At 49.4% G+C, this 12,025-nt stretch carries 11 protein-coding genes; 7 read left to right on the top strand and 4 right to left on the bottom strand.

The window, feature by feature from the left end; translation table 11 throughout:
* Positions 1 to 114 precede the first annotated feature (114 nt).
* From K2G43_RS12420 to K2G43_RS12405, 4 genes are all read right to left on the bottom strand, one after another.
* On the bottom strand, positions 115 to 501 hold the full coding sequence (locus K2G43_RS12420; protein ID WP_297642017.1) for a HepT-like ribonuclease domain-containing protein: 387 nt from the start codon (positions 499 to 501) through the stop codon (positions 115 to 117).
* Entirely contained in the window at positions 485 to 778 is a 294-nt protein-coding gene (locus tag K2G43_RS12415; RefSeq protein WP_297642016.1) for a nucleotidyltransferase family protein, read from the bottom strand. The genes K2G43_RS12420 and K2G43_RS12415 overlap by 17 nt, the downstream gene beginning before the upstream one ends.
* A 78-nt stretch (positions 779 to 856) precedes the next feature.
* The gene (locus tag K2G43_RS12410; RefSeq protein ID WP_300155678.1) at positions 857 to 1,930 is read right to left on the bottom strand and encodes a M20 family metallo-hydrolase; all 1,074 of its coding nucleotides are present in this window, start codon (positions 1,928 to 1,930) and stop codon (positions 857 to 859) included.
* Between the two features lie 227 nt (positions 1,931 to 2,157).
* A complete protein-coding gene (locus K2G43_RS12405) occupies positions 2,158 to 2,775 on the bottom strand; it encodes a porin family protein (RefSeq protein WP_297642014.1) in 618 nt (205 codons plus the stop codon).
* A 185-nt stretch (positions 2,776 to 2,960) separates the two neighbouring features.
* Here K2G43_RS12405 and K2G43_RS12400 point away from each other — a divergent pair, with 185 nt between their 5' ends.
* The 7 genes from K2G43_RS12400 (at position 2,961) to K2G43_RS12370 (ending at position 11,972) form a co-directional block, all read left to right on the top strand.
* Positions 2,961 to 4,763, top strand: a complete 1,803-nt coding sequence (locus tag K2G43_RS12400) for a long-chain fatty acid--CoA ligase (RefSeq protein ID WP_300155675.1) — start codon at positions 2,961 to 2,963, stop codon at positions 4,761 to 4,763.
* 445 nt (positions 4,764 to 5,208) lie between these two features.
* Positions 5,209 to 6,324, top strand: coding sequence for a peptide chain release factor 2 (gene prfB, locus K2G43_RS12395; RefSeq protein ID WP_297642012.1), 1,116 nt, complete (start codon positions 5,209 to 5,211; stop codon positions 6,322 to 6,324).
* 80 nt (positions 6,325 to 6,404) lie between these two features.
* Entirely contained in the window at positions 6,405 to 6,539 is a 135-nt protein-coding gene (locus K2G43_RS12390) for a hypothetical protein (protein ID WP_297642010.1), read from the top strand.
* A gap of 16 nt (positions 6,540 to 6,555) precedes the next feature.
* Positions 6,556 to 7,044, top strand: a complete 489-nt coding sequence (locus tag K2G43_RS12385) for a CYTH domain-containing protein (protein WP_297642009.1) — start codon at positions 6,556 to 6,558, stop codon at positions 7,042 to 7,044.
* 64 nt (positions 7,045 to 7,108) lie between these two features.
* The gene (locus K2G43_RS12380) at positions 7,109 to 8,404 is read left to right on the top strand and encodes a DUF4010 domain-containing protein (RefSeq protein ID WP_297642008.1); all 1,296 of its coding nucleotides are present in this window, start codon (positions 7,109 to 7,111) and stop codon (positions 8,402 to 8,404) included.
* A gap of 151 nt (positions 8,405 to 8,555) precedes the next feature.
* Entirely contained in the window at positions 8,556 to 11,087 is a 2,532-nt protein-coding gene (locus K2G43_RS12375) for a TonB-dependent receptor (protein ID WP_297642007.1), read from the top strand.
* A gap of 114 nt (positions 11,088 to 11,201) precedes the next feature.
* Positions 11,202 to 11,972, top strand: coding sequence for an Rpn family recombination-promoting nuclease/putative transposase (locus K2G43_RS12370; protein ID WP_300155670.1), 771 nt, complete (start codon positions 11,202 to 11,204; stop codon positions 11,970 to 11,972).
* Positions 11,973 to 12,025: the final 53 nt, after the last annotated feature.

The raw sequence follows: 12,025 nt of genomic DNA, 5'->3' as shown, positions 1-12,025 counted from the left end.
AAAATGTGCCAACTTGGGAGATACTGCTGAAAAATATTGTCTTTGCGCTGATTATAAATAATTTGTTCTGTTGTATAAGCAAAAGATAGCAGATAGGATTTCCCGGTTCTATCTTCAAGGAGCGGTATTGATATCATCTTTGATTCGTAAAATCACAGGAAGTAGTTTGGGAAGATGAATTTTGACGATTCTAAAGATTTCAGTTGGGTCTATTGATAGATATTCGTGAGAAATAATGTTGCGCAAACCGATTATGCTTTTCCAAGGGATGTTATCGTAATCAGCCAATAATTGGTGATTAGTCAGATTATCAATATTCTTTATAGCTTCTCCTATTGTTTGCAAACGCATACATGTTACATCAAAAACATCCATTTTATCAGGGGAAGATAAAAAATCATTCACCGAAACAATGCGGTTGCATCTTTCAATAGTCAATGTAATCCGTTCTTCTACAAATAGAAGCATATCCAATATGTCTATCTTAGATATAGATTGCATCTTTTTCAATATGATTCCGGAACAAGGTACGCATCATTGCGCTCAGAGAAACAACATCTACTTTAACCTCCAAACGTTGCTCTAAGAACTCTTTTATTTCCATTCGGGTGAAGTAATCTGGGGTTTGAAGTTGCACACAAACATCCACATCGCTATCTTCCTTTTGCTCGCCACGAACTGCAGAACCGAAAAGCCCTAACTTTTCGATTCCATATTTCTCTCCAAATTCATCTTTGAACTTACGGAGGATAGCTATTATTTCATCTGTTGTTTTCAATTACACAATATGTTTTATGCAAATATTGCAATTTATATTGGAATGAACAAATCTTCGGCAAGTTTTATTTCCAATCGTTTACAGCAGTTTTGCCCCATCCAACAGCTCCAGATACATCCCGATCGCCTCTTCAATCTCCTTCACAAAAATGAACTCATCCGCCGTGTGCGAGCGGGCACTCTTTCCCGGTCCCATCTTCAGAGAAGGGAAGGGCATCAGCGCCTGGTCGGAGAGGGTGGGGGAGCCGAAGGGGGTGCGCCCTATGGCTACGGCTTTCCGAACAATCGGATGCTCCGGTGCCACGTGCGAGGAACTCAGACGTGTGGAGCGGGGTACAGCCGTGCAGGTGATGTGCTTCTGGATTTCGTCGAACAGCTCTTGGTTGCTGTAGCACTCGTTGCTGCGGATGTCCACTACAAAGGTGCAGCGGTCGGGGATGACGTTGTGCTGCGTGCCGGCGTTGACCATTGTCACGCTCATCTTCACCGGACCTAACAGGGATGATTCTTTGGGAAAGCGGTAGTTGCGGAACCAAGCGATGTCTTCCAGTACCTTATAGATGGCGTTGTCTCCTTCGTTGCGTGCCGCGTGTCCCGACCGTCCGGTGGCGGTTACGTCCAGCACCATCAATCCTTTTTCGGCAATGGCGGGCTGCATTTCGGTAGGTTCGCCCACAATGGCGAATGTTATCGGCGGCAGTTCCGGCAGTACGCACTCGATGCCGCCTTTGCCCGACACCTCCTCCTCGCACGAGGCCAGGAATATCAGGTTGTAGGCCTGCGTGGTGCGGCACAGTGTCAGGAATGCTTGCAGCAGGCTGACCACGCTTGCACCGGCATCGTTGCTTCCCAGTCCGTAGAGTTTTCCATTGCTCTCCAGGGTCGGTTTGAAGGGGGGCTTCCGCCATCCGTTTACGGGTTTCACGGTGTCGATGTGCGAGTTCAGCAGCAGTGTCGGTTTGTGGAGGTCGAACATCGGGCTGAGGCACCAGACGTTGTTGCCTTTGCGTCCTGTTGTCATTCCTTGCATTTCGATGTAGTTTTGCAGGCAGTCGGCTGCCTGCCCCTCGTCCCGGCTTGGGGAAGGGATGGCTATCAGTGATTGTAGCAGTCCGATGGCTTCGGATGTCAGGGTAGGTAGGTCGTAAGTCATCAATGGTTAAATGGGTTTATACGATGCGTCTGATGCAGCATCCTTCTGTGAGTTGTTTATTTGGGTTTGGGGAGTACTTGGAGCATCCTTAAAAACAACCTTCCGCATGTCAATTCTCCTCCTCCCAGAAGGAGAATTGACATGCAGCATGGTAGCTTTAACAGCATGCGGTCTGTGTGCTATCGCTTATTGAGCTTGCGCCAAGTTCTTGCAAATCTTCAATCCGTTTAGAAGAGGCAACTGAGCGATAGCATCAGGTTCCGGTTCTTGTTGCCCGAGTCCTTGATGTTCTCTATCATTCCCCAGTCATAGCCGATGGCAATTTGGAACTTTTGGTTGAACTCCACGCCGGCCTTCAGCCCGAGGCCCAGGTCGAAACGGCTCATGGCATCGTCGCCGAACACATTGGTAGAGTTGCCCTCCACGTCAAGCTCGTCAATAAGATCTCCTTCCACTTTGGCCTTGCCGAAAAGACCCACGGCCAAGTAAGGGCCGGCATTGCCGAATATGGCAAAGTTCTCGTTCACTGCATACTTGTAACCGATGTGCACCGGTACTTCCAAGTAGTAAGGATTGAACTTGATAGAAGCAGCAGAGCCTCCGTCTATCTTGGCTCCCTTCAGCGTAAGCAGGGCGCCCAGGTCGAGGTAGACCCCGTCAGAGACTTGCGGCAGTCCCACTTCCGCCTTTACTCCGGCATGGAAGCCTACCTTGCTGTCGAAGCCCGTGATAGAAAAATTACTGGAGTTCATACCGATTGTTGCTCCCCATTTCAGATTGTCTTGGGCATGGAGACCGCTCAACGAAGCAGCCAAGATGACCACTGATGCGAAAAACCTTTTCATGTTAGTAAGCATTTGGTTTATGATAATTTATCGAGGACAAATATAGAGCGAATCTGATATATGGACAAGAAATATGTGATAAAAAACGGCTGTATTTCCTTTTCGTCAGAGATTTCATTCTTTATATCGAAGTTGTTTCAAATGAAACTATTACCTTTGCACCATATTTACCAATATAAAGAGTCATGAGTTATCATCATTTGTCTGTGCTGGTGCATCGCCAGGCAGAGAAGTATGGAGACAAAACAGCCCTGAAATACAGGGATTATGAAACTTCGCAATGGATTCCTATCTCTTGGAATGAGTTTTCACAAACCGTGCGGCAGGCGGCCAATGCTTTGGTGGCTTTGGGCGTGGAGCCGCAGGAGAATATCGGTGTCTTTTCGCAGAACAAGCCGGAATGCCTTTTTATGGACTTCGGCGCGTATGCCAACCGGGCGGTGACCATTCCTTTGTATGCCACCAGCGCACCGGCACAGGTGCAATATATTGTCAATGATGCGCAGATACGCTATCTGTTTGTAGGCGAGCAGTTTCAGTACGATGCCGCATTTAGCGTGTTCGGATTCTGTCCCTCCCTGCAACAACTTATTATATTTGACCGTTCCGTGGTTCGCGACCCGCGCGACACGACTTCCATTTACTATGACGAGTTTCTGGAGAAGGGGAAAGGCTTGCCCTACAATATCCTCGTGGAGGAGCGTACGGCAACCGTTTCGGACAATGATATCGCCAATATCCTTTATACTTCCGGCACCACCGGCGAGCCGAAAGGCGTGATGCTGATGCACTATAATTACATGGAAGCGTTCCGCACGCACGACATCCGCATCCCTGTACTGACTGATAAGGATGTTTCTATGAACTTCCTCCCCCTGACCCACATCTTCGAGCGCGGGTGGACATACGTCTGCTTGCAGCGAGGAACGCAAATCTGTGTCAACCTGCGTCCGCAGGACATCCAGACAACCATCAAGGAGATTCGCCCCACAGTGATGTGCAGTGTGCCCCGTTTTTGGGAGAAGGTTTATCAAGGCGTGCAGGAGCGCATCGGGCAGGAGACGGGCTTGAAGAAGACCTTGATGCTGGATGCCATCAAGGTGGGACGGGTGCACAACCTGGACTACGTGCGCAAAGGGAAGAACCCGCCCCTGATGCTTCACCTGAAATACAAGTTCTACGAAAAGACGGTGTATGCCTTGCTCAAAAAGACCATCGGCATAGAGAACGGCATTTTCTTCCCTACGGCAGGAGCGGCTGTATCCGACGAGGTGTGCGAATTCGTGCATTCGGTGGGCATCAATATGGTGGTGGGTTACGGACTGACGGAGACGACCGCCACGGTCTCGTGTTTCCCCACCAAGAACTTTGTGATAGGTTCGGTAGGCGTGTTGATGCCTGACCTGGAGGCCAAAATCGGTGAGGACAACGAGATATTGCTCCGTGGAAAGACCATCACTCCGGGATATTATAAGAAAGCGGAAGCCACAGCGGCAACGATTGATGCCGATGGCTGGTTCCATACCGGTGATGCCGGCCGCATAGAGGGGGACACGATTTACCTGACGGAACGCATTAAGGACCTGTTCAAGACCTCTAACGGCAAGTACATCTCTCCGCAGGCACTGGAGGCGAAGCTTGCCATTGACCGTTACATCGACCAGATAGCCATCATAGCCGACCAGCGCAAGTTCGTTTCGGCTCTGATCGTGCCCGTCTATGGCTGTGTGAAGGAGTATGCCAAGGAGAAGGGAATTGAGTACAACTCCATGGAAGAGTTGCTGCAACACTCTAAGGTGCAGGCCCTATTCCGTGCCCGCATCGACACCCTGCAACAGCAGTTTGCCCACTACGAGCAGGTGAAGCGATTCACGCTGCTGCCCGAGCCGTTCAGCATGGAACGGGGTGAGCTGACGAATACATTGAAGCTGAAGCGTGCGGTTGTGGCGAAGAATTATAAGGAGATGATTGATAAAATGTACGACTGATACGCCGTCGCCGAAGTGAGGGCGACGGGCATCGGTTGCCGGTGAGGCTTCTGAGAAAAAGTAAAGAAAGAGCCCGTTGGCAGAATCGAACGGCAAGGGAACAACCCTCGCAATCGGCCTCAATATACCCCTATTTGACAGACACTTGCGTCTGTCCTCTCAAACACTTGTGTCTGTCTTCTCAAACACAAGTGTTTGTCGTCTTGAACACAAGTGTCTGTCAAGCTGTTTTTCTGTGCCTGATAATCAATGCGTTGGCTCCTTTGAAAAAGTGGGCTTGCGGATGAGGCTTCGTCTGCGGGCCAAAGAGGGGCTTGTTGAAACGTTCATGGCGGGTGGACGATAGGCGGAAAAAGCCATTCCTCGCTATTTCAGTCCTTTGCCTTTTGAGTAATTGCGTTTTTTTCATACCTTTGCCGTCCGAAAGACAGAAGAGGAAAAATATATGATTACCGTAGAACAACTGAAGAATATCAAGGAGCGTACCGAAGCGTTGAACCGCTATCTGGACATCGAAGGAAAGAAGATACAGGTGGAAGAAGAGCAGCTTCGCACGCAGGCTCCCGGATTTTGGGACGACCAGAAGGCTGCCGAAGCGCAGATGAAGAAGGTGAAAGGCTTGCAGCAATGGATTGAGGGCTATCAGGAAGTGGCTACGCTTGCCGAAGAGTTGCAACTCTCCTTCGACTTCTATAAAGATGAATTGGTGACCGAAGAAGAGGTGGATGAGGCGTATGCCAAGGCAGCTGCGGCTGTGGAGGCGCTCGAACTCAAGAACATGCTTCGCGAGGAGGCCGATCAGATGGATTGTGTGCTGAAAATCAACTCCGGAGCCGGTGGCACGGAGAGCCAGGACTGGGCAAGCATGCTGATGCGTATGTATCTGCGCTATGCCGAGACCAACGGCTACAAGGCTGTCATCGCCAACCTTCAGGAAGGAGACGAGGCGGGTATCAAGACCTGTACTATCGAGATTTCGGGCAGTTATGCCTACGGCTATCTGAAGGGGGAGAACGGAGTGCACCGTCTGGTGCGTGTGTCGCCCTACAACGCGCAGGGCAAACGTATGACTTCCTTCGCTTCCGTCTTTGTCACTCCGCTGGTGGATGATACGATTGAGGTGAACATCGAGCCGGCACGTATGTCGTGGGATACTTTCCGAAGCGGCGGAGCCGGCGGCCAGAACGTCAACAAGGTGGAGTCGGGTGTCCGTCTGCGTTATCAGTACAAAGATCCTTATACGGGCGAGGAAGAGGAAATCTTGATTGAGAACACCGAAACCCGCGACCAGCCTAAGAACCGTGAGAACGCCCTTCGCCTTCTCCGCTCCATGCTCTACGATAAGGAGCTTCAGCATCGCATGGCGGAACAGGCGAAAGTGGAGGCGGGCAAGAAGAAAATCGAGTGGGGCAGCCAGATACGAAGTTATGTGTTCGACGACCGCCGCGTGAAAGACCACCGCACCAATTTCCAGACCAGCGACGTGAACGGCGTGATGGATGGCAAGATAGAAGGCTTTATCAAAGCATATTTAATGGAATTTGCAGGAGAGGGAGAGTAATTTCTCCCTTTTTTATTTGGAAACTCCCCGAAATTACTCTTACTTTGCTCATCATTGAATTTTAAACTATCAGAAACACTATGGGAAAAAGTAAGAAGAAAGCGGCATACAGCCGGAAAGAAGAACAACAAGCCAAGAAAGTGATGATTACCATCGGCATAGTAGCCATTGTTTTGGTAATCGCCATGTTTGTGGGTTATTCTTATTGGGCTTGATAAAACGCACTACGACATGCCGCAGGAAATAGAACGTAAGTATCTTGTGACGGGTGAGTACAAGTCGCAGGCATACGCGCGGAGCCGCATCGCGCAGGGCTATATTTGCAGTGCGCAGGAGAGGACTGTCAGGGTGCGCATCTGCAACGGGAAAGGCTATCTCACCATCAAAGGAGAGACCGATGCCACGGGCATCAGTCGTTACGAATGGGAGAAGGAGATTCCGTTGGAGGAGGCCGAAGAATTGATGAAGTTGTGCGAGCCGGGCATCATCGACAAGACGCGCTATCTGGTGCGTAGCGGTCGGCATGTCTTTGAAGTGGATGAGTTTCATGGCGAAAACGAAGGGCTGATTGTCGCCGAGGTGGAACTTGCTTCAGAAAAGGAGCCTTTCGTAAAGCCTGACTTCATCGGACGGGAAGTGACGGGAGATGTCCGTTACTATAATTCGCAACTGAAAGCCCGTCCTTTCACCAAATGGAGGCAGGCGGGGGACTCCCACTAGCAGGACTATTGGCCTTTAACTTCCGAATAACTTCCTCTAACTCCCGATAACTCTTTCAGAATCTATGGAACAACTTTATCACTACTTGCCACGCGAACTGGTCATTTTTGTATTGGTCACCCTGTTCTCTCTGCTTATCGGGCTTTCGCAGCGTAAAATCAGCTTGAAGCGCGAAGGGGAGACTACGCAATTCGGCACCGACCGTACTTTTACCTTCATCGGCATACTGGGCTATCTGCTCTATATTCTCGACCCTGCGGATTATCGGCTGTTTATGGGAGGCGGGGCTGTGCTGGGGCTGCTGCTTGCACTGAATTACTATGTGAAGCAGTCGCAATACCACGTTTTCGGAGTAACTACCATTATTATAGCGCTTATCACCTATTGTATAGCCCCCATCGTGGCCACACAGCCCTCTTGGTTCTATGTGATGGTGGTGGTGACGGTGCTGCTTTTTACCGAACTGAAACATACGTTCACCGAATTGGCGCAGCGGATGAAGAACGATGAGATGATTACGCTTGCCAAGTTCCTTGCCATCAGCGGCATCATCCTTCCGATGTTGCCCGATAAGAACCTCATCCCCGGCATCAACCTGACTCCCTATAGCATTTGGCTTGCCACGGTGGTTGTTTCCGGTATCTCGTATCTTTCCTATCTGTTGAAGCGCTATGTCTTTCGTGAGTCCGGCATTTTGGTTTCGGGCATTGTAGGAGGGCTGTATAGCAGTACGGCTACTATTTCCGTGTTGGCGCGGAAGAGCCGCAAGGCTTCTGCGAAAGATGCGCCCGAATACGTGGCGGCGATGTTGTTGGCCGTAAGTATGATGTTCCTTCGCTTTCTGATATTGATAGGCATTTTCAGCCGGGAGACGTTGTTGAGCATTTATCCCTATCTGTTGGCTATGGCGGTTGTCTCGGCCGGTGTGGCGTTGTATCTGCATTCCAAGCGTGAACGGGGAGAGCGTGGCGCCGATGCGGATGAGGAAGAGGACAGCAGCAATCCGCTGGAGTTTAAGGTGGCGCTGATTTTTGCGGTGCTGTTTGTGGCTTTCACCATCCTGACGCATTATACGCTGATATATGCGGGGACGGACGGATTGAACTTGCTTTCTTTTGTATCGGGGTTCAGCGATATCACTCCTTTCATCCTGAACCTGTTGCAGGGCACGGGTAGCGTGGCGGTATGGGTGATTACGGCTTGCTGCATGCAGGCGATTGTCAGCAACATTGCCGTGAACATGTGCTATGCGCTCTTTTTTGCGGGCAGCAAGAGCCCGTTACGTCCATGGATAGGACGTGGATTCGGCCTTGTGATTGCGGTTAATGTCTGTTTGTTATTGTTCTTTCATTTCCTCTAAACTCCTTCCTTTTTCTTTTTTTTAACTACGGATTGTTCGTAAAAATATGAAAAGAGGCTAATTTTGTCCACTCTATTGTGACAAAATATAGGCAGATAACGTCTAATGTAAAGACAATAAACAGAAATGATAACTAAAAACTAAAAATGAGATGAGAACAAAATGGATGGTGCTGTTATGGATGCTGATGGTGTCCGGTCTGGCAATGGCACAAAACACGGCAACTTCTTCTTTCCAGATTAAAGGAGTTTTGCTAGACTCGCTAACCAATGAAGGTGAACCGTATGCTACCATTAAAGTTGTGAAGAAAGAGGCTCCCGCGAAAGCGTTGAAGATGCTGGTGACGAACATGAAAGGTCAATTCCAAGAGAAAGTGCCCGGTACAGGCAACTTTGTGCTGACCATTACTTCCGTGGGACGTACGCCCATCGTGAAGGAGTTTTCGGTGAAGGCGGGAGAGAAGTTGGTGGACTTCGGTACGCTCTACATCACGGATGCCTCCAACGAACTGGGCCAAGTGGAAGTGGTCGCCCAAAAGCCTTTGGTGAAAGCGGATATCGACAAGATAGAGTATAACGTGCAGGATGACCCTGATTCTCAATCGAATTCTCTGTTGGAGATGCTTCGCAAAGTGCCGCTGGTGACGGTGGACGGCGAAGACAACATACAGGTGAACGGAAGCAGCAGCTTCAAGGTCTATGTCAATGGAAAGCCCAACAACATGATGAGCAACAACCCTACAGAGGTGCTGAAGAGCATGCCTGCCAACAGCATCAAGCACATCGAGGTAATCACCAATCCCGGTCCTAAGTACGATGCCGAAGGGGTGGGCGGTATTCTGAATATCGTCACCGTGGGCGGCGGGCTTGAAGGCTACACCGTGACCTTCAGCGGAAACGCCAGCAACCGTGGCGCGGGAGGCGGTGCCTTCGGTACGATAAAGAGCGGCAAACTAACGGTCAGTGCCCGCTACAACTATAACTATAACAACCAACCGCGCTCTTATAGTAGCGGTAGCCAGCTCGTGACATCGGAAGCCGTAACCGAAAATTCCTCTAACTTGAACTATAGTGGTAATAGCAAGGGAAACGGTTCTTTCCAGTCGGGTAGTATGGAGGCCAGCTACGAGATAGACACGTTGCGTCTGGTCACCATGTCCTTCGGTCTGTGGGGTGGCGGAAACAAGAATAGAGGAACTATGGACTATCTCGCTTCTTCACCCATGTCTGTGGGTGCGGATCCTCTCTATGATTATTCCACATATTCTCACAGCAAGTCATCATGGTACTCTATCGATGGAGGCATCGACTACCAACGCCTGTTCAAGGTGAAGGACCGTATGCTGACCTTCTCTTATAAGATTAATACCCGTCCGCAAACCTCTAATTCTTACACGGAATATGATATAGAGGAGGGCTATAGCCCCAATTGGGAGGATTACTTGAACCGCCTGCGGAACCTGCATAATGACGGAAATCAGAACACTACCGAACATACCTTCCAGGCCGACTACACTACGCCCATTGGTAAACTACATACACTGGAAGCCGGTGCCAAGTATATCTTGCGCAACAACTCTTCGGAGAACGACCGCTTCGATGAGGACGATGCCGGGAAATATGAGTACAATAAAGATCAGAGTTCGCATTACAAGCACCTGAACGACATTCTTGCCGCTTATTTGGGATATGGTTTGAAGGTGAAGAAATTCTCGGGTAGGTTGGGATTGCGTTATGAGCATACCATCCAAGATGTGAAGTACCTGGTGGGTAGAGGTGAGGATTTCACGAAGAACTTTGATGATGTGGTGCCTTCCGCCTCCATAGGTTACAAACTGACGGACATGTCCAACCTGCGCTTGGGCTATAATATGCGTATCTATCGCCCGGGCATCTGGTCGTTGAATCCCTATTTGGACGATTCCAACCCTTCTTACATCAGCCAGGGTAATCCGGAGCTGGATAGTGAGAAGAGCCACTCCTTAAATTTGAGTTACAGCAACTTCACACGGAAGTTTAATATCAACCTTTCGGCCCGCTACTCTTTTACCAACAATAGTATTGAAAGCGTGACTGTGCTCATGCCTGATACAGAAATCGAAGGCTTGAAGAATCCTACGGGCAAGGATGTGCTCTATTCTACGTATGCCAATATCGGCAAGAGCCGTCGTGCCAGCATGAGTGCCTATGTCAATTGGAATGCCACTTCTCGCACACGTATCTACATGAATATGAGTGGTGATTACTCTTACTTAAAAGGCGGTGAGGGCATGTGCAACGATGGTTGGAGTCTTTTTGCGTTCGGTGGTGTGCAACAGACATTGCCCCACGATTGGCGCGTCAGCTTGAATGTCTTTGGGCAGACTCCGTGGATTATGCTGCAAGGCAAGGGAAGCAGTTTCTTCGATTACAGCCTGAATGTCAACAAGTCGTTCCTGAAGAAGCGTCTCACTTTGTCCGCTTTTGCCAGCAACTTCTTCAAGAACTATATGGAGCAAAGTTCTACTACCGAAGGTAATGGCTTCTTGCGTGAAAATTGTTATAAGTATAGTCGCCAGCGCTTCGGTATCAGCGTCAGCTACCGCATCGGCGAGCTGAAGGCAAGTGTGAAGAAAGCGGCGCGTACCATCAGCAACGATGATGTGAAGAGCGGCGGCAGTGGAAACGGTGGCGGTGGAGAGTAAGTATCTGGAAGAGGACAGGGGAAGTGCTGTTCCAAAAAAACACTTCCCTGTTCTTGCCTTTTCAGAGTATTTCCTTATCTTTGTGGCAGTCCTAATGAAAAGAACCACAACGTTATGAGTAAGTTTATCAATCCGTTCACCGATTACGGATTCAAAAAAATCTTTGGTCAGGAGATTTCAAAAGACCTGTTGATAGATTTCCTGAATGACCTGTTGGAAGGCGAGCGCGTGATAACTGACCTCACTTTCCTGAATAACGAGCAGCTGCCCGAATGGGAAGACGCACGTGCCTTGATATACGACATCTTCTGCACCACCGATACGGGCGAGAAGATTATCGTGGAGATGCAAAACAAATCGCAAGTGCACTTCAAGGAGCGTGCCTTGTTCTATCTGTCTCATGCTGTGGCACGGCAAGGGCAGGCGGGCGACAATTGGCGGTTCGACATAAAAGCCGTCTATGGTGTGTTCTTCATGAACTTTCTGCTCAACGATAACGTTAAGTTTCGTACAGACGTTATCCTTGCCGACCGTGAAACAGGAGAGCAATTTACCGATAAGATGCGGCAGATTTTCCTTGCTCTGCCTGTTTTCAATAAAGAAGAGGAAGAGTGTGAGACTGATTTTGAACGCTGGATTTATACTTTAAAGAATATGGATACCCTGAAACGAATGCCTTTCAAAGCACGCAAAGCCGTATTTGAGAAACTGGAAGAAATCGCCGATGTTGCTTCTCTTAATAAGGAGGAGCATGAGCTGTATTGGAAAAGTATCAATGCGTATCGTACCTTTTTGAGTGTGCAGGAAGCCTCAAAAGAAGAAGGTCGTGCGGAAGGTCGTGCGGAAGGTCGTGCGGAAGGTCGTGCGGAAGGTCGTGCTGCCTGACCACCGTCTCTATGGGAGGTAGTTAGGCGTGATGTATCGCAGGAGTTAGTGAG

Source organism: Bacteroides sp., from assembly GCF_029057325.1.
Taxonomy (GTDB): Bacteria; Bacteroidota; Bacteroidia; order Bacteroidales; family Bacteroidaceae; genus Bacteroides.
The sequence above is the reverse complement of the archived record's forward strand: the minus strand, read 5'-3'. Positions and strand labels throughout refer to the sequence as shown.

Excerpts from the sequence above, each read along its gene's own strand:
- K2G43_RS12375 (WP_297642007.1), top strand. The coding sequence starts at position 8,556 with ATGAGAACAAAATGGATGGTGCTGTTATGGATGCTGATGGTGTCCGGT.
- K2G43_RS12370 (WP_300155670.1), top strand. The coding sequence starts at position 11,202 with ATGAGTAAGTTTATCAATCCGTTCACCGATTACGGATTCAAAAAAATC.
- K2G43_RS12390 (WP_297642010.1), top strand. The coding sequence starts at position 6,405 with ATGGGAAAAAGTAAGAAGAAAGCGGCATACAGCCGGAAAGAAGAACAA.
- K2G43_RS12405 (WP_297642014.1), bottom strand. The coding sequence starts at position 2,775 with ATGAAAAGGTTTTTCGCATCAGTGGTCATCTTGGCTGCTTCGTTGAGC.
- K2G43_RS12400 (WP_300155675.1), top strand. The coding sequence starts at position 2,961 with ATGAGTTATCATCATTTGTCTGTGCTGGTGCATCGCCAGGCAGAGAAG.
- prfB (WP_297642012.1), top strand. The coding sequence starts at position 5,209 with ATGATTACCGTAGAACAACTGAAGAATATCAAGGAGCGTACCGAAGCG.
- K2G43_RS12385 (WP_297642009.1), top strand. The coding sequence starts at position 6,556 with ATGCCGCAGGAAATAGAACGTAAGTATCTTGTGACGGGTGAGTACAAG.
- K2G43_RS12420 (WP_297642017.1), bottom strand. The coding sequence starts at position 501 with ATGCAATCTATATCTAAGATAGACATATTGGATATGCTTCTATTTGTA.
- K2G43_RS12380 (WP_297642008.1), top strand. The coding sequence starts at position 7,109 with ATGGAACAACTTTATCACTACTTGCCACGCGAACTGGTCATTTTTGTA.
- K2G43_RS12410 (WP_300155678.1), bottom strand. The coding sequence starts at position 1,930 with ATGACTTACGACCTACCTACCCTGACATCCGAAGCCATCGGACTGCTA.